This window comes from uncultured Bradyrhizobium sp. (genome assembly GCF_936943645.1).
Taxonomy (GTDB): Bacteria; Pseudomonadota; Alphaproteobacteria; order Rhizobiales; family Xanthobacteraceae; genus Bradyrhizobium.
In genome coordinates this window covers 20,626-38,406 of sequence record NZ_CAKZJO010000041.1, presented here as the reverse complement: position 1 = coordinate 38,406, position 17,781 = coordinate 20,626, and the positions used below count along the sequence as shown (strand labels likewise).

Genomic DNA, 17,781 nt, shown 5'->3' with positions numbered 1-17,781 from the left:
GACCTCGCGCGTGATGGACCGCGACGTCGGCGCGAGCCGCGTCGCGGACATCGTTCAGCCCGATCCGGATCGATAGGGCGCAATCCTCTAAAGCTTGCGCGCCACTTCCGGCGCAAGATCGCGCTGGCTGTCGGGAATCTGCGCAGCCGCGGCGCGCAGCCGCGGGACGATCTCCTCGACCTTGTCAGCCTTCAGGATATCGACGGAGAGGCCGGCGCGGATGAACTGGGTCTGGCGCATGTGGGACACCAGAGAGAACAGCGGCTCCCAGAAATTGTCGATGTTGGCCAGCAGCACCGGCTTGGCGTGACGGCCGAGTTGCTGCCAGGTCAGTTGCTCGACCAGTTCCTCGAGCGTGCCGAGCCCGCCGGGCAGGGCGACGAACGCGTCGGAGCGCTCGAACATCAGCCGCTTGCGCTCGTGCATGTCGGGCGTGACGACCATCTCCTGCACGCGCGTGAGCGCGTTCTCGCGCATGCGGAGGAAGTCAGGGATGATGCCGGTGACGGTGCCGCCGTGATCAAGCACCGAGGTTGCGACCGCCCCCATCAAGCCGAGCGAGCCGCCGCCATAGACGAGGCGGATCTTGTTGTCCGCCAGCGATTTGCCAAGCGCCTTCGCCGCTTCGATGAAGTTGGGGTTGGTTCCGGGGCCGGAGCCGCAATAGACGCAGACGGTTTTGATTGTGCTCATTGGTGCCATGATGCATTGCAGCGAAGAGGCGTCAAGCCCAATCGGTGATTCGATGCTCCCGGAAATCTACCGGTAAATGGCGGCAAACAATCGAAGATTCGCCATCTGGCGGGGTGCGCTCGCTTCCGGAAGCTTCTATATGGACGGGCGAAAGCAGTCATCGCAGCGCGCCCGCGCCCGGCGGGCCTTCCAGGTTTATTGATGAGCCCACCTCATTCGTCCCACGTTCCCGACGTGCCTGATCCCTCAGGCGGGCCGCTCGAGCGGGCCACGTTGATGGGCACGCTGGCGCATCTATGGCCCTATATCTGGCCGGGCGACCGCTTCGACCTGAAGATGCGGGTGGTCTGGTCCATGGTGCTGCTGCTCGCCGCCAAGCTGATCACGCTGACGGTGCCGTTCAGCTTCAAATGGGCGACGGACGCGCTGACCGGCGCCAACACGGCGCCGGTGCAGGCCGACAATTGGCATCTCTGGGTGATCGCCTCGCCGCTGTTGCTGACCGCGAGCTACGGCGTGATGCGCATCCTGATGGCGGTGCTGACGCAATGGCGCGACGGTATCTTCGCACGCGTCGCCATGCATGCCGTGCGCAAGCTTGCCACCATCACCTTCATCCACATGCACGAGCTCTCGCTGCGTTTTCATCTCGAGCGCAAGACCGGCGGCCTGACGCGCGTGCTCGAGCGTGGCCGCGAGGGCATCGAGGTCATCGTACGCATGGTGATCCTGCAGCTGATCCCGACCATCGTCGAGGTCTCGCTGCTGATGGCCGTGCTGCTCTGGCAGTTCGACTGGCGCTACGTGGTCGCGACCCTGATCACGGTCACGGTCTATATGTACTACACCTACGTCGCGACCGAGTGGCGGATCGGCATCCGCCGCAGGATGAACGATTCCGACACCGAGGCGAACACCAAGGCGATCGACTCGCTGCTCAACTACGAGACCGTGAAGTATTTCAGCGCCGAGGCGCGCGAGGCGCAGCGCTACGACCGCTCGGTGGCACGCTACGAGGAGTCGAGCATCCAGGCCTACACCTCGCTCGCCGTGCTCAACACCGGCCAGGCCGTGATCTTCACGCTGGGCCTGACCGCGACCATGCTGATGTGCGCGATCGGCGTGCGCAACGGCACCAACACGGTCGGTGATTTCGTGCTGGTCAACGCCATGATGATCCAGCTCTACCAGCCCTTGAACTTCATGGGCATGGTCTATCGCGAGATCAAGCAGGCGATCATCGACATCGAGAAGATGTTCAACGTGCTGGGCCGCGAGGCCGAGATCAAGGACATGCCCGATGCCAAGCCGCTGGCCGTCTCCGCCGGCACGGTGCGTTTCGAGGACGTGCGCTTTGCCTATGAGCCGACGCGCCCGATCCTCAAGGGCATCAGCTTCGAAGTGCCGGCCGGCAAGACGGTCGCCATCGTCGGCCCGTCGGGCGCAGGCAAGTCGACCATCTCGCGCCTTCTGTTCCGTCTCTATGACGTCTCCGGCGGCAAGATCCTGATCGACGGCCAGGACATCCGTGCGGTGACGCAGGATTCGCTGCGCGCGTCCATCGGCATGGTCCCGCAGGACACGGTGCTGTTCAACGACACCATCCGCTACAACATCCGTTACGGCCGTTGGGACGCCAGCGATGCCGAAGTCGAGGAGGCGGCGAGCCTCGCGCAGATCGACCATTTCATCCGTATGGCGCCGAAGGGCTACGAGACCCAGGTCGGCGAGCGCGGGCTGAAATTGTCGGGCGGCGAGAAGCAGCGCGTCGCGATCGCGCGCACCGTGCTGAAGGCGCCGCCGATTCTGGTGCTGGACGAGGCGACCTCGGCGCTCGACACCCATACCGAGCACGAGATCCAGGGCGCGCTCGATCGCGTCGCCAAGAACCGCACCTCGCTGGTGATCGCGCACCGGCTGTCGACCATCGTCGGGGCCGACGAGATCATCGTGCTGGACCAGGGCCGGATCGCCGAGCGGGGGACCCACGCCAAACTCCTCGCACATGGCGGTCTCTATGCCAGCATGTGGAACAGGCAGCGCGAGGCCGAGGAGGCGCGCGAGAAACTGGCCAAGATGGCCGACACCAGCGAGGCGCCCAACCGGGAGCCGCCTCCGGTCGATGACGCCCTGACGGCGCCTGCGGCGGTGTGACCTTGTCTCCGGTCCCAACTCTGGCCTAAACATCCCCACCGCACGGGGCGACCCGCGCGCCGTCAACCCCATCAGCGGCAGATAGCGATGTCCATTCTCGATTCGATCCAGCGTCAGATCCCGCCGATCCACAAGGAGGGCTATCCCTTCATCGGCGCCTTTGCGCTGGCAAGCCTGATCCTGTTCTGGCTGTGGTCGCCTCTGGGCTGGATCGGCACGATCCTGACCGTGTGGTGCGCGCTGTTCTTCCGCGATCCCGTGCGCGTGACGCCGGTGCGCGAGGGGCTGGTGGTATCGCCGGCCGATGGCCGGGTCTCGATGATCACCATGGCGCTGCCGCCGGCCGAGCTCGGGCTCGGGGACCGGCCATTGCCGCGCATCTCGGTGTTCATGAGCGTGTTCAATTGCCACGTGAACCGCGCGCCCGTCGCAGGCAGGGTTGATCGCATCGCCTACCGTCCCGGCCTCTTCATCAATGCCGAACTCGACAAGGCCAGCGAAGACAACGAGCGCAACTCGCTGGTCATTTCGACGCCGACCGCTCGCATCGGCGTGGTTCAGATCGCAGGTCTCGTCGCCAAGCGCATCGTCTGTTTCGTCAGGGAGGGGCAGGCGATCGGCGCCGGCGAGCGTTTCGGTCTGATCCGCTTTGGCTCGCGGCTCGACGTCTATCTGCCTGTGGGCACCAAGGCGCTGGTCTCGGAAGGGCAGACCGCCATCGCCGGCGAGACGATCCTGGCCGATCTTGCCGGGGACGACCCCAGCCGCGCCTTCCGCGCTAATTAACCAATAGTCGCGCCAAGGGGGCCTTCCGCCGCAATGGCGGAGGGGAAGGCGGCTTGCTATATCTCGCCTTGAGGTGAGGACCAGCCATGACGCCCTATGACTTCAAATACCCCGATACGCGCCGCCGGCGGTTCCGCCCGATTCCGGTGCGGATGCTGGTGCCCAACGTCATTACGCTGCTGGCGATCTGCGCCGGCCTGACCTCGATCCGGCTGTCGATCGAGGGGCGGATGTCGCTCGCGGTCTACGCCATCGTGTTTGCGGCCGCGCTCGACGGCATCGATGGCCGTATCGCGCGCATGATCAAGGGCCAGTCCAAGTTCGGCGCTGAGCTCGACAGTCTCGCCGATTTCGTCAATTTCGGCGTGGCGCCCGGGTTGATGCTGTATTTCTGGCAGCTTCACGAGCTCGGCAATGCCGGCTGGATCGCCGCGATGGTGTTCGCGATTTCCGGCGGTCTGCGCCTGGCCCGCTTCAATGCCACCATGGACGATCCGAACAAGCCGGCCTTCGCCGCCAATTTCTTCACCGGCGTGCCAGCGCCGGCCGGCGCGATCACCGTGCTGCTGCCGATCTATGTCGCCTTCCTCGATCTCGGCCGCGCGCCTGCGGCGGTGACGGCGGCCTATACGCTGCTGATCGCCTTCCTGATGGTATCGCGGCTGCCGGTGTTCTCCGGCAAGACCAAGCGCATGCGCGTGGCACCCGAGCTGGTGCTGCCGGCCTTCGTTGCCGTGATCGTCTTCATCGCGCTGTTGATCGCCTATCCCTGGCACGTGCTGTCGATCGGCACGGTGCTGTATCTTCTGGCTTTGCCGCTCGGCTACAAATCCTATCGCGATCAGGCACGCGCGATGGAGGCCGCTGCGCCATCGGGAGGCGAGGTCTCCTCGCCACCCTCGGCGCCGACGCTGGCGAATTTGTCGGAGCCGCCGCACGACGACGACCGGCCCGGACGGTTGCACTGAACGGCGACACGCGGATATCTGCCATGATGGCGTGCTGAGTTGGGTCGAGACCCGATCTCGGCTATATCGCCCTGATGCCGGCGGCATCGCACAATCAACCGCCGCCAATCTGGGAGAGAACGCCGTGACCAATTCCGCGACCGGGCCGCTGCCCGCTTCCGTCCTCGAAGCGCTGGGCCGCTATGACACGCCGACGATCTGCAATGCCATGGAGATCGTGGCGCCCGAGCGCCGGCTGATCGGCTACACCACCAAGCAGCTGGTCTGCCCGTTCCCCGATTTGCCGCCGATGGTCGGCTATGCCCGCACGGTTGCGATCCGCTCCGTGCTTAAGTCCTCGCTGCCGGCGGAGGAGCAGTCGAAGCGCCGCATCGAGTATTACGAATATGTCGGCACCGGCCACGGTCCGCGCATCTCGGTGATCCAGGACATCGACGGTCCCGACGTCGGCTACGGTGCGTTCTGGGGTGAGGTGCAGAGCAACGTCCACAAGGCGCTCGGCTGCCTCGGTGTCATCACCGACGGCTCGATCCGCGACATCCCGCAATGGGCGCCGGGCTTCCAGGCGCTGGCCGGCTCGATCGGTCCCTCGCATGCCTGGGTGCATGCGGAGAGCTTCGGCGGCGAGGTGCGCGTCGCCGGCATGACCGTGAGGTCGGACGACCTGATTCACGCCGACCAGCACGGCGCCATCGTGATCCCGCACGACATCGCGGCCAAGCTGCCCGAGGCCGCCGAACTCTGCGGCCGCCGCGAGACGCCGATCCTCGAGATCGCCCGCAGTCCCGACTTCTCGCTGGAGAAGCTGAAGGCCGCGCTGAAGCGCTCGGCGGAGATCCACTGACGCTTACGGCGATGACGCCGGTTGCGAGCTGCCTTGTTCGGTCAGGAACAGGGCAGCCTGATCCGGTTCTCCGAACATCGCGGCGGCGCATCCGATCAGGGTGAAGCCGCCGGCAAGATCCCACAGGGTAATGTCATCAGGGCGGTCGGCGCTGTGGATCAACCGCGCTGCGATCGCGGCGAAAGCGGCCTCGACGAAGAGCAGGGCGCTGAACGCCGGCAGGACGAGCTGCGGCTCGAGCAGATGGAGCGCCAGCACCGCCGGCAACGCGGTGAGAAGACTGAATAGCGTCAGCATTGGGATGGCTCCCGTCATGGGCAAGCCGCATGGGCGACAGGATAGCAGCTCGTCCATCGTTTCGCCCGTGGCGCAGGGCCGCAGTCGCTTGCTGGCTTGTGGCCTCGAGACTCGTCAGCTTCGAAAGCTCTGCTCCAACAATCAACGAGTGGCGCTTACGCTTCCGTCGCCGGTTCTGGGCTGAATTGTCCGAACCTCGGTTCCGTTCCCGCCAGCAGCCGCTGAATGTTGGCACGATGACGCACGATCACGTAGATGCCGCCGGCAATCACCAGCAACCGATAAGGCAATGGTTGCTCGAGGATGCAGACGAGGGCAATCGCCGTCAGTGCGGCCAGGATCGAGCCCAGCGAAACAATGCGAGAAATGGCGAGTGCAATGGCAAAAGCGAGTGCGGCGCCGAGGCCGACCGGCCACGACATCGCCAGTAGAACACCGAGCCCGGCCGCCGCAGACTTGCCGCCCGTGAAGTTCAGCCAGATCGAGACGGCGTGCCCGAGCAATGCGGCAAGTCCGGAAAGGCACACGGCCCAGTCGATCCAGCTTTGTGGATCGAGCGCGGCCGGCGGCGCGCCCGATGGCAATGTGAAGACCCAACCAAAGAACCAGCGCGCGAACACGATTGCCGCAGCACCCTTCATCACATCGATCAGAAGCACCACCAGCGCGGGCCATTTTCCCAGAGTGCGCAACACGTTCGTCGCGCCGGTGGATCGCGAGCCGTGCTCACGGATATCGATGCCGCGGAGCAGCTTCCCGGCCAGATAGCCTGTTGGCACAGAGCCGAAGAGATAAGCGACGGCCAATCCAATCGCGCTCGCTGACCAGAAAATCATGGAGACCACCTCGGCGTCATTCTATCAGGCGTCATCGTCCGGTGCCCCCAATCATGGTTAGCAAAGCGTTGAAATTCCAGTCGGCCGTCGGCAAAGCCGGCATCCTCCGGGCACGCCGCGCCGGTCTTGTGGGCCGGCTCAACTTAACCTTTACGCGGCTTTAAGGGCGGCGCTCTAGGGTTTCCGATGCGGTTCGGGGTTGGGCCGCGCCAGCGGCCAGGACGGCCGTTGCTGCGTACGCGTTGGAGTATCCCATGGATATCATGACGGGCGTTGGGCTCACGGCCGGCATCATCGTCATCACGGCGATGATCTTCATGGGCGGCGACCTTCACATGTTCATCTCCGAACATGCGATGATCATCATCTTCGGCGGCTCGATCTCCGCCACCATGATCCGCTTTCCGCTCTCGGCGCTGCTGCACGGCCTTCCGCTCGGCGCCAAGTTCGCCTTCACCATGAGCCGGCTGTCGGCGCACGACCTCGTCGACGAGCTCGCGCGCATCGCCGAGATCGCCCGCAAGCAGGGCCCGGTCGGCCTCGAAAAGGTCGAGACCGACGAGCCGTTCCTCGCCAAGGGCATCCGCTACGTCGCCGACGGTTACGACCTCGACTTCATCCGCGACAATCTCGAGCGCGATCGCGACAACTTCCTGATGCATCTCGACGAGGGCAGCAAGATCTACCGCGCCATCGGCGACTGCGCCCCGGCGTTCGGCATGATCGGCACCCTGATCGGCATGGTGCAGATGTTCGCCAACATGACCGACCCCTCCAAGCTCGGCCCGTTCATGGCGACCGCGCTGCTCGCCACGCTCTACGGCGCGCTGGTCGCGAACCTGTTCTGTCTGCCGATCGCCGACAAGCTGCACGGCAAGCTGCTCGACGAGGAGACCAACCGCACCCTGATCATCGACGGCATCCTGATGATCCGCGACTCCAAGAGCCCGACGCTCGTGCGCGAAATGCTGCTGGCCTACCTGCCGGAGAAGCATCGTCACGCCGAGGGCGAGCCGGTGCCGGCGTAAGCCCGCCCGCCGGGATCATCAGACATGGCCAAGAAGAAACGCGGCGATGCGCACGGTGGCGGTCACGGCTGGTTCGTGACCTTCGCCGACCTCATGGGCCTGATGATGAGCTTTTTCGTCATGCTCGTGGCGTTCTCGACCCAGGACGCCAACAAGCTGAAGATCGTCGCCGGCTCGATGCGCGACGCCTTCGGCGTGCAGAGCGAAGCGCGCTATGCCGGCATCGTGGAATCCGACGGTCTGCCGACCCGCCCGCGGCTGAAGAACGTCGACCATATCCAGCCCGAAGACGCCTCCAACACGCCGACCCCGGACCAGGAAGACCGCGACAAGACGTCGGGCGCGAAGATCAAGGTCGATCGCAATTTCGCGCTCGCCGCAGCCTCGCTGCGCCAGGCGTTGCAGGACATGCCGGAGCTCACCGAGATGTCCAAGCACATCATGTTCGAGGAGACCAAGCAGGGGCTCAACCTGGAGATCGTCGACCAGGACGGCCGCTCGATGTTCGCCGATGGCTCCAAGGTGCCCTATGACCGCACCCGCCGCCTGGTCGAGAAGCTCGCGATCCCGCTCAAGGCCACGCCGCTGCGCGTCTCCATCGCCGGCCACACCGCGGCCGGCTTCGTGCCGAACCGCAGCGACTACGGCGCCTTCGATCTGTCGGCCGACCGCGCCAACGCCGTGCGTCAGATCCTCGAACGCGAGGGCCTGCCGCCGTCGCACATCTTCGCCGTCTCGGGCAAGGCGGACACCCAGCCGCTGTTTCCGGACGATCCCTCGCTCGCGGCCAATCGGCGGGTGACCATCACCCTGATGCGCGAGGATCCGCCGCTGCCGCCGAATCTGAAGCCGTGAGCCTGATCCGGCCCCGGTGAGCTCCGGCTTTTCCGGCGAGGTGATGCTCCGGACATGAGCCCCCTTGCGCTACCATTCTACCTGAGGCATGTCGTCGCGCTGGCGATGAGCGTGGCTGCAGCGTCACAGCGGCCGGCTCTGCGCCTGCTATGGTGGTGCGCCGATTGACAGGCGCGCCGGAAGCGTCAAAAGGCGCCGGATCAATTCCAGGGAAGAAGCGTTTTCCATCTTCATGACGGCGAGCATCACACAGGCCGAGACCCAGGACGGGCCGGCCAAATCGAGTTTTTGGGCCCTTACGCTCGGGAGCATCGGCGTCGTCTTCGGCGATATCGGCACCTCGCCGCTCTACGCATTCCACGAGGCGGTCAAGGGCGCGGCCCATGGCGCGCCGGTCTCGCGGGTCATCGTGCTCGGCGTGCTCTCGCTGATCCTGTGGGCGCTGCTGATCGTGGTCACGGCCAAATACGTCCTGCTGCTGCTGCGCGCCGACAATAACGGGGAGGGCGGCACGCTCTCGCTGATGGCGCTCGGCCAGCGCGCGCTCGGGCGGCGAAGCTGGGTTCTGCTGGCGCTGGGCGTGGTCGGCGCCTCGATGTTCATCGGCGATTCCATGATCACGCCGGCGATCTCGGTGCTCTCGGCGGTGGAAGGCTTGAAGCTCGCAACCCCCGCGTTCGAGCATTATGTCGTGCCGCTGACCGTCTTCATCCTGGCACTGCTGTTCGCAGTCCAGAGCAAGGGCACGGCGCTGGTGGCCTCGGCCTTCGGGCCGGTGATGGTGGTCTGGTTCACCGTCATCGCCGCGATGGGGGCCGTCCACATCGCCGACGATCCCTCGGTGCTGGCGGCGATCAATCCCTACTATGCGGTGCAGTTCGTGCTGTCCCACGGCACGATCGGTCTCGTGACGCTCGGTGCCGTGTTCCTGGCGGTGACGGGGGGCGAGGCGCTCTACGCCGATCTCGGCCATTTCGGCCGCAGGCCGATCCAGTCGGCCTGGATGTTCTTCGTGCTGCCCGCGCTCCTGATCAACTATTTCGGGCAGGGCGCGCTGGTGCTGTCCGACCCCAGCGCGATCGAGCATTCGTTCTACCGCATGGTGCCGGAGAGTCTGGTGCTGCCGCTGGTCGGGCTGGCGACGGCAGCCACCGTGATCGCGAGCCAGGCGGTGATCACCGGTGCCTATTCGCTGGTCTATCAGGCGGTGCAGCTCGGCCTCTTGCCGCGCTTCGAGGTGCGTTACACCTCCGAGACCCACGCCGGCCAGATCTATCTGCCGCGCGTGAACCGCCTGCTGTTGATCGGCGTGATGCTGCTGGTGCTGCTGTTTCACACCCCCAGCAACCTGGCCTCGGCTTACGGCATTGCGGTCTCCACCACCATGGTCGCCGACGGCATCATGGGCTTCGTCGTGATCTGGAAGCTGTGGAACTGGCGGGCCGCCACCGCCGCAGCCGTGATCGTGCCCTTCGTCGTCGTCGACCTCAGTTTCTTCAGCGCCAATCTGCTCAAGTTGCTCGAGGGCGCCTGGGTGCCGCTGCTGTTCGGCGTGGCCATGGCGGGGACGATCTGGACCTGGCGGAAGGGCTCCGGAATCCTGATCCAGAAGACGCGCCGGATCGAGGTGCCGCTGGACGACCTGATCCGGAGCCTCGAGAAGCGGCCCCCGCATATCGTCAAGGGCACCGCGGTATTCCTGACCAGCGATCCCTCCTTCGTGCCGACCGCGCTGCTGCACAACCTCAAGCACAACAAGGTGCTGCACGAGCACAACGTGATCCTGACCATCGAGACCGCGCACACGCCGCGGGTCGATCTCGCGGAACGATTCCGCATGGAGAAGATCAGCGACAAGTTCTCCAAGGTCCGTCTGCGCTTCGGCTTCATGGAGCAGCCGAATGTGCCCAAGGCGCTCGCGATCGCACGCAAGCAGGGCTGGCAGTTCGACATCATGTCGACGTCGTTCTTCGTGTCACGCCGGTCGCTGAAGGCGTCCGCGCAGTCGGGCATGCCGCTCTGGCAGGATCATCTGTTCATCGCGCTCAGCCGGTCCGCCAACGATGCGACGGACTATTTCCAGATCCCCACGGGGCGCGTGGTTGAAGTCGGAACCCAGGTGACTATCTAAAACGCAACTGGCACACCCATGCGGAAATTGCATGGCAAAGGCCCAGAATCGGGCTAGGCTATGCCGGCAGCGCAGGACTATAAGCCGCGCGCTCTTCCGCCGTTGTGCAGTGAAGCATTTTTAGAGGCCACTGGGCTCTCCCATGACAAGTGACGTAGCGATTTCCGCCCCGGAAACGGCGGCGGCCAATGGGCATGGCGACGCCCACACGACGGCTGGCTTTGGTGCACTGACGCTCGGCAGCATCGGGGTCGTCTATGGCGATATCGGCACCAGCCCGCTCTACGCGTTCCGCGAGGCGGTGATGGCCGCCTCGGGCGCAGAGGGGGTGCCGACGCCGGCCGCGGTGCTCGGCGTGCTCTCCCTGATCCTGTGGGCCCTGATCGTCGTGGTGACGCTCAAATACGTCGTGATCCTGCTCCGGGCCGACAACAACGGCGAGGGCGGCACCCTGGCGCTGATGGCGCTGGCCCAGCGCGCGGTCGGCACTGGCGGGGCGACCATCGTCCTGCTCGGCATCATCTCCGGCGCGCTGTTCTACGGCGATGCCGTGATCACGCCGGCGCTCTCGGTGCTGTCGGCGATCGAGGGCATGAAGGACGTCACGCTCAGGTTCGAGCCCTACATCGTGCCGCTGACGGTGGTGATCCTGGTCGGCCTGTTCGCGGTGCAGTCGCGCGGAACCGCCCGCGTCGCCGCCTTCTTCGGCCCGATCATGTGCGTCTGGTTTGCGGTGCTTGCGGCGGCGGCGATCCATCCGATCATCCAGCAGCCGCAAGTCCTTTATGCGCTGAACCCGCTCTACGCCGTGTCCTTCATGGTCCACCACGGCGTCATCGGCTTCGTCACGCTGGGCGCGGTGTTCCTGGCGGTCACCGGCGCCGAGGCGCTTTATGCCGATCTCGGCCATTTCGGCAAACGGCCGATCCAGTTTGCCTGGCTGTCGATCGTGCTGCCCTCGCTGGCGCTGAACTATCTCGGGCAGGGCGCGCTCGTGCTCGGCGACCCCGGCGCCATCGTGAGCCCGTTCTTCCAGCTGTTCCCGCAAGGCTTCTTCCGCGGCTGCATGGTCGTGCTCGCCACTATGGCGACCGTCATCGCCAGCCAGGCGGTGATCACCGGCGCCTATTCGCTGACGCGCCAGGCGATCCAGCTCGGCCTGCTGCCGCGCTTCGAAATTCGCCATACGTCGGAAGCCCATTCGGGCCAGATCTTCATCCCGCGCATCAACCAGCTGTTGCTGGTTGCGGTGGTGCTGCTGGTGCTCTTGTTCCGCTCTTCCAGCGCGCTCGCTTCGGCCTACGGCATCTCCGTCACCGGCACCATGGTGGTCACGGCTATGATGGGCTTTGTGGTGATCTGGAAGGGCTGGAGGTGGTCGCCGCTCGCCGCCGGCGCGCTGATTGCGCCGTTCCTGTTCCTCGACCTGACCTTCCTGACCGCGAACCTGCTCAAGGTGTTCGAGGGCGGCTGGGTGCCGCTGGCGCTCGGCGCGCTCATGATCATCCTGATGTACACGTGGCGGCGCGGCAGCCGGCTGCTGTTCGAGAAGTCGCGCAAGCTCGAGTTCCCGCTCGCCGACCTCGTGGCGATGCTGGAGAAGCGGCCGCCGCAGCGCGTGCCTGGCACTGCCGTGTTCCTGACCTCGGACCCGCTCAGCGCTCCGACCGCGCTGATGCACAGTCTGAAGCACTACAAGGTGCTCCACGAGAAGAATGTCATCCTCACCATCGAGACCGCGCAGACCCCGCGGATCGATCCGGCCGAGCGCGTCAAGCTGGAGCAAATCTCGCCGACCTTCTCCAAGGTGACCCTCAAGTTCGGCTTCATGGAATCGCCCAACGTGCCGAAGGCGCTGGCGATCGCCCGCAAGCTCGGCTGGCAGTTCGACATCATGTCGACCTCGTTCTTCCTGTCGCGCAGAGCGCTCAAGCCCGCCGCCCATTCAGGCATGCCGCGCTGGCAGGACCGGCTGTTCATCTCGCTCAGCCGCTCCGCCAACGACGCCACGGACTATTTCCAGATCCCGAGCGGCCGGGTGGTCGAGGTTGGCACCCAGGTGGCGATCTGATCCTCCATATGAAGGTCGCGCTTCAAGTCGCTGCGGTTTAGCCTTAACTTGCAGCGTATCCGTCAAGCCTTTGTAGCGCTTGATTTTCGCCGCCCGAGAGGCGAGGTTGCCGCCGGCCGGGGGACCCCGGCATGCGGCCCCGCGACGTTGGAGGATGATGTGGCAAACCAGGTGCAGGATCTGACCCCGGACGAGGTCTCCAAGGGTGTCGCGGAAGGGCGCTATCTGCTGGTCGACGTGCGCGAGCCGAACGAGGTGCAGGCCGAAGCCTATCCTTACGGCGTCGTGGTGCCGCTCTCGACCTTCGATCCCAAGGCGATCCCCGATCCCGCCGGCAAGCAGGTCGTGTTCGCCTGCCGCTCCGGCAAGCGCTCGGTGACGGCCTCGCTCGCGGCGCAGGCGGCGGGCCTGCCTTACGACAAGCATCTGGCCGGCGGCATGCTCGGCTGGAAGGCGGCGGGTCTGCCCAGCAAGGTCGGCGGCTAACCGCGCGATGACGACGAAAAGCTCTTCGCTGAACAAGGTCTTCGCCGACCTTCCCGTCACCATCTTCGAGGCGATGTCGCAGGCCGCCCGTGACAATGCCGCCATCAATCTCGGCCAGGGCTTTCCTGACGATCCCGGCCCCGAGGACATCCGCCGCGCCGCGGCCGAGGCCTCGCTGAACGGCTACAACCAGTACCCCTCGATGATGGGCCTGCCGGAGCTGCGCCAGGCGATCGCGACTCATTACGGCCATTGGCACGGCCTCAAGCTCGATCCGATGAGTGAGGTGATGGTCACCTCCGGCGGCACCGAGGCCCTGACCTCCGCGATCCTCGCCGTGGTCCAGCCCGGCGACGAAGTGGTCTGCTTCCAGCCGGTCTATGATTCCTATCTGCCGATCATCCGCCAGGCCGGCGGCATTCCGCGCCTCGTGCGGCTTGAGCCGCCGCACTGGCGGTTGAATGAGGACATGCTGAAAAGCGTCTTCAATTCAAGGACCAAGGCGGTGCTCTTCAACAACCCCTTGAATCCGTCCGCGGTGGTCTATCCGCGCGAGGACCTCGAGCTCTTGGCGCGCTACTGCCAGGAGTTCGACGTCATCGCGATCTGCGACGAGGTCTGGGAGCACGTCACCTTCGACGAGCACAAGCACATCCCGCTGATCACCATCCCCGGCATGCGCGAGCGCACCATCAAGGTCGGCTCGGCCGGCAAGATCTTCTCGCTGACGGGCTGGAAGATCGGCTTCGTCTGCGCCGCGCCGCCGCTGCTGCGGGTTGCCGCCAAGGTGCACCAATTCCTGACCTTCACCACCGCGCCGAACCTGCAGGCCGCCGTCGCCTACGGCCTCGGCAAGTCCGATGACTACTTCCTGACGATGCGGAAAGACCTGGCTCGGAGCAGGGACCGTCTGACCAGGGGGCTGGAGAGCCTCGGCTTTCCCGTGCTGAAGTCGCAAGGCACCTACTTCCTGACCGTGGACCTGTCGCCGCTCGGGCTCAACGAGAGCGACACCGAGTTCTGCTGGCGGATCGTGAAAGACTACAAGGTCGCGGCCATCCCGGTGTCGGCGTTCTACGAGCAGGACCCGGTGACCTCGGTGGTGCGGTTCTGCTTCGCCAAGAAGGACGAGACGCTGGACACCGCTTTGGAGCGGTTGTCGGACGCGGTGCGCGGACGCAAGAGGTAGACTGGGATGACGAACGTCGGCCGCTCCGGATTTGGCTTTGGTCTCGCAATCGCCGCAGCGCTGACGTTTCTCTCGACCCCAGCAGGGGCCGAGGAGCGGGTCGTCAACTTCTACAACTGGTCCAACTACATGGCGCCGGACGTCCTTGAGGCCTTCACCAAGGAGACCGGCATCAAGGTGGTCTACGACACCTTCGATGCCAACGAGACGCTGGAGACGCGCCTGATGGCCGGCAAGTCCGGCTACGACGTCGTGGTGCCCACGGCCTATTTCCTGCAGCGCCAGATCAAGGCGAACATCTTCCAGAAGCTCGACAAGTCGAAGCTGCCGAACCTCGGCAATGCCTGGCCGATGGTGACGAAGAACCTCGCGACCTACGATCCCGGCAACAACTTCGCCGCCAACTACATGTGGGGCACCACGGGCATCGGCTACAACGTCGCCAAGGTGAAGCAGATCCTAGGGCCCGACGCCAAGATCGACAGCTGGGACATCGTCTTCAAGCCGGAGAACCTCGCCAAGTTCAAGGACTGCGGCGTGCACATGCTCGACTCCGCCGACGACATCTTTCCGGCGGCGCTGAGCTGGCTCGGGCTCGATCCGAATTCGACCAAGCAGGCCGACCTCGAGAAGGCCGCCGAGGCCGTCGCCAAGGTCCGCCCGTCCGTGCGCAAGTTTCACTCGTCCGAATATCTCAGCGCGCTCGCGACGGGCGAAATCTGCTTCGTGGTCGGCTGGTCCGGCGACATCATGCAGGCCCGCGCCCGCGCGGCCGAAGCCAAGAGTGGTGTCGAGATCGGCTACGCCATTCCGAAGGAGGGCGCGCAGATGTTCTTCGACAATCTAGCGATCCCTGCGGACGCGAAGAATGTCAAGGAAGCCTACGAGCTGATCAACTATCTCTACCGCCCTGATGTCGCCGCCAAGAACTCGGATTTCCTGTCCTACGCCAACGGCAATCTCGCCAGCCAGAAGCTGGTCGATCCGAAGATTCTGAACGACAAGAACATCTATCCGGACGAGGCGACGCTCGCAAAGCTGTTCGTCATCACGGCGCGTGAGCCGGCGACCCAGCGGATCATCAACCGGCTCTGGATCAAGGTGAAGACGGGGCGGTAGTAGCGCCCGTCATTGCGAGGAGCGCAGCGACGAAGCAATCCAGACTGCTCCTGTAACGACGCTGGATTGCTTAGCCGCGCTCGCAATGGCGGAGCAAGATCAGCGCCACCTGCGATGCAGCCACAGCCACTGCTCGGGATGCTCGCGCACCCAGCTTTCCACCACGTTGGTGACGGCCTGGGTCGTACCCTGGATGTCGATCTTGCCCTCGGCGTCGCGCACGGGGGGGATCTCTTCAGTCAGCTCGGCGGCGAAGCGGCCGCCGGGCTTGCGGATGATGCGAACGCCGTGGATCGGGCATTCGACCTGGCGCAGAAGGCGCGCCAGCATCGGATTGGCGCGTGTCTTGCGGCCGAAGAAGGTGACCTCGACGCCGCCGGTCAGATACTGGTCGATCAGCATGGCGACGTGCTTGCCGTCCTTGAGCGCCTGCGCGAGGCGCAACGGCGCGTCGCGGCCTGCGGGGATCAGCGTGCCCATGTTGACCTGACGCATCTCCTGGATGATGCGGTCGGCAGAGGCGATGTTCGGCCGGCGGTAGAGGATCGCGGCATCCAGGCCGTGCGCGACGGCGGCGAGCGCCGGCAATTCCCAATTGGCCAGATGGGCCGCGAAGATCAGCGCCGGCTTGCCGTCGTCGCGGATGCGGTCGAACCGCTCGATGCTGGCCTTTGGCAACTCGATGCGGCTGCGTTCCGGATGGTCACGGTCGTAATCCCAGACGTGGTCCATATGGGCGAATTCGGCGCCGACGCGGCCGAGATTGTCCCACACGCCCATCAGGATGGCTTCAATCTCTTCCGGCGATTTCTCGGGAAAGGCCGCGGTGAGGTTGGCGCGGCCGATGCGATGCTCGCGCAGCCGCGGGCCGATCGTCTTCACGACGCGCGCGAAAAAGTCCGAGGTCTTGACCGGATCGAAATAGCGCGTGGTGCGCAGCATGCCGACGGTGGCGGCGCCGATCAGGCTGCCGCCGATCGATTTGGCAGCATTGCGCGCGCGGATCTTCGCGCCTAGAGAAATCAGCGCCATGCTGCGTCCGGTCAGGCCGGTTCGCGGGTCAGGATCAGCGAGGCGTTCTGGCCGCCGAAGCCGAACGAGTTCGACATGACAGCGGTGACGCGGGCGTCGCGGGCCTTGTTGCCGACGACGTCGAACAGGATCGTGGGATCCGGATTGTCGTAGTTGATCGTCGGCGGAATGCGCTGATGCTCGAGCGTGAGCAGCGAGAAGATCGCCTCAACCGCGCCGGCGGCCGAGATGGTGTGGCCGACCATCGACTTGTTGGAGGTGACCGGAATCTTCTGCAGGAGCTCGCCAAACACGGCCGATGTCGTGTTGTACTCCATCTTGTCGTTCTCGGGCGTCGCGGTGCCGTGCGCGTTGATGTGGTCGATCTGGTCCGGCGTCATGCCAGCGTCAGCCAGCGTCTTGTTCATGCAGCCGATGATCGGCTTGCCGTCCGGAGACGAGCGGGTGCGATGGAAGGAATCGGTGAGCTCGCCGCAGCCGGCAATCACGCCGAGGATTTTTGCCCCACGCGCGACAGCGGCTTCATAGCTTTCGAGCACCAGGGCACCGGCGCCCTCGGCCATGACGAAGCCGTCGCGGTTCTTGGAGAAGGGGCGGGAAGCCGCCTGCGGCGGATCGTTCTGGGTCGACAACGCGGAGAGCAGCGAGAAGCGCACCATGGCTTCGGGATTGACCGTGCCGTCCGTCGCGACGCACAGCGCGGCATCGGTCTCGCCGCGGCGGATCGCCTCGACGCCGAGCTGGATCGAGGTGGCGCCCGACGCACACGCCGTCGACAGCGAGATCGGCGAGCCCTTGGTGCCGAAGGTCTCGGCGAGGTGGGCCGCGACCGAGCCGAACATGAAGCGGTGGTGATAGGCGCTGTATTTGCCGCCGCCGGAGATGCGCAGGAGATCGTCATAGGTGAAGTCGGGCTTGCCGACCGCGCGGCCGAGCTCGCGGCGCTGCGGCCATTCCACCTCGACCGGCGCCACCGCAAGGAAGAGGGGACCGGGGAAGTCGGCCTTCGCGCCGATACCGGCCTGCTCGAGCGCTTCCTGCGTGACGAGCTCAGCCATCCGTTCGGACAGCCCAGTGGAGGAGAACGGATCGACGCTGACGAAATCGACCGTGCCGGCCATCGTGGTCTTGAGGCCGTCGACCGGAAAGCGCGTGATGGTGCGGATGCCGGATTCGCCGGCCACGAGCTTCGCCCAATTGTCGGCCTTGCCGGCGCCGAGCGAGGTCATGATGCCCATGCCGGTGACGACGACGACGGGACGCCCGAGTTTGTCGCGTGGTGCAGTCATGTC

The 17,781-nt window shown here is 65.3% G+C and carries 15 protein-coding genes and 1 pseudogene; 11 read left to right on the top strand and 5 right to left on the bottom strand.

Translation table 11 applies throughout. From position 1 onward, the window contains the following. Positions 1-87: 87 nt before the first annotated feature. Positions 88-693 (bottom strand): TIGR00730 family Rossman fold protein, encoded by a 606-nt coding sequence (locus tag Q0743_RS05460; protein ID WP_298240560.1) that lies wholly within the window; start codon positions 691-693, stop codon positions 88-90. Between the two features lie 201 nt (positions 694-894). Between Q0743_RS05460 and Q0743_RS05455 the strand changes: the two genes are divergently transcribed. The 4 genes and pseudogenes from Q0743_RS05455 to Q0743_RS05440 all read left to right on the top strand — a co-directional run bounded on the left by Q0743_RS05455 (position 895) and on the right by Q0743_RS05440 (position 5,445). Next, positions 895-2,847, top strand: coding sequence for an ABC transporter ATP-binding protein/permease (locus tag Q0743_RS05455; protein WP_298240559.1), 1,953 nt, complete (start codon positions 895-897; stop codon positions 2,845-2,847). A gap of 75 nt (positions 2,848-2,922) precedes the next feature. Further along, positions 2,923-3,633: pseudogene (locus tag Q0743_RS05450) on the top strand (phosphatidylserine decarboxylase); the annotation flags it as partial. 86 nt (positions 3,634-3,719) lie between these two features. Next, positions 3,720-4,601 carry a phosphatidylcholine/phosphatidylserine synthase gene (locus Q0743_RS05445; protein ID WP_298240558.1) on the top strand — a complete coding sequence of 294 codons (882 nt, stop codon included), beginning with the start codon at positions 3,720-3,722 and terminating at the stop codon, positions 4,599-4,601. 124 nt (positions 4,602-4,725) lie between these two features. After that, positions 4,726-5,445 carry an RraA family protein gene (locus Q0743_RS05440; RefSeq protein ID WP_298240557.1) on the top strand — a complete coding sequence of 240 codons (720 nt, stop codon included), beginning with the start codon at positions 4,726-4,728 and terminating at the stop codon, positions 5,443-5,445. Between the two features lie 3 nt (positions 5,446-5,448). On the opposite strand, the gene Q0743_RS05435 is transcribed toward Q0743_RS05440, so the two are convergent. Both Q0743_RS05435 and plsY read right to left on the bottom strand, forming a co-directional pair. After that, on the bottom strand, positions 5,449-5,742 hold the full coding sequence (locus tag Q0743_RS05435) for a hypothetical protein (RefSeq protein ID WP_298240556.1): 294 nt from the start codon (positions 5,740-5,742) through the stop codon (positions 5,449-5,451). Positions 5,743-5,897: 155 nt separating this feature from the next. Beyond that, a complete protein-coding gene (gene plsY, locus Q0743_RS05430) occupies positions 5,898-6,578 on the bottom strand; it encodes a glycerol-3-phosphate 1-O-acyltransferase PlsY (protein ID WP_298240555.1) in 681 nt (226 codons plus the stop codon). Between the two features lie 254 nt (positions 6,579-6,832). Here plsY and Q0743_RS05425 point away from each other — a divergent pair, with 254 nt between their 5' ends. The 7 genes from Q0743_RS05425 (at position 6,833) to Q0743_RS05395 (ending at position 15,457) form a co-directional block, all read left to right on the top strand. Then, complete coding sequence (locus Q0743_RS05425) at positions 6,833-7,606, top strand: MotA/TolQ/ExbB proton channel family protein (protein ID WP_018645542.1); 774 nt, start codon at positions 6,833-6,835, stop codon at positions 7,604-7,606. A gap of 24 nt (positions 7,607-7,630) precedes the next feature. Then, complete coding sequence (locus Q0743_RS05420) at positions 7,631-8,461, top strand: flagellar motor protein MotB (protein WP_063195488.1); 831 nt, start codon at positions 7,631-7,633, stop codon at positions 8,459-8,461. Between the two features lie 232 nt (positions 8,462-8,693). Further along, a complete protein-coding gene (locus tag Q0743_RS05415) occupies positions 8,694-10,592 on the top strand; it encodes a potassium transporter Kup (RefSeq protein WP_298240554.1) in 1,899 nt (632 codons plus the stop codon). A gap of 142 nt (positions 10,593-10,734) precedes the next feature. Further along, entirely contained in the window at positions 10,735-12,663 is a 1,929-nt protein-coding gene (locus Q0743_RS05410; protein ID WP_298240553.1) for a potassium transporter Kup, read from the top strand. Positions 12,664-12,822: 159 nt separating this feature from the next. Next, complete coding sequence (locus Q0743_RS05405) at positions 12,823-13,149, top strand: rhodanese-like domain-containing protein (RefSeq protein WP_298240552.1); 327 nt, start codon at positions 12,823-12,825, stop codon at positions 13,147-13,149. A gap of 7 nt (positions 13,150-13,156) precedes the next feature. Next, a complete protein-coding gene (locus Q0743_RS05400; protein WP_298240551.1) occupies positions 13,157-14,338 on the top strand; it encodes an aminotransferase in 1,182 nt (393 codons plus the stop codon). Between the two features lie 6 nt (positions 14,339-14,344). Further along, positions 14,345-15,457 (top strand): polyamine ABC transporter substrate-binding protein, encoded by a 1,113-nt coding sequence (locus tag Q0743_RS05395; RefSeq protein ID WP_298240550.1) that lies wholly within the window; start codon positions 14,345-14,347, stop codon positions 15,455-15,457. A 99-nt stretch (positions 15,458-15,556) separates the two neighbouring features. Here Q0743_RS05395 and Q0743_RS05390 read toward each other — a convergent pair whose 3' ends face one another. Beyond that, complete coding sequence (locus Q0743_RS05390; RefSeq protein WP_298240549.1) at positions 15,557-16,489, bottom strand: lipid A biosynthesis lauroyl acyltransferase; 933 nt, start codon at positions 16,487-16,489, stop codon at positions 15,557-15,559. An 11-nt stretch (positions 16,490-16,500) separates the two neighbouring features. Beyond that, on the bottom strand, positions 16,501-17,778 hold the full coding sequence (locus Q0743_RS05385) for a beta-ketoacyl-ACP synthase (protein ID WP_298240548.1): 1,278 nt from the start codon (positions 17,776-17,778) through the stop codon (positions 16,501-16,503). Positions 17,779-17,781: the final 3 nt, after the last annotated feature.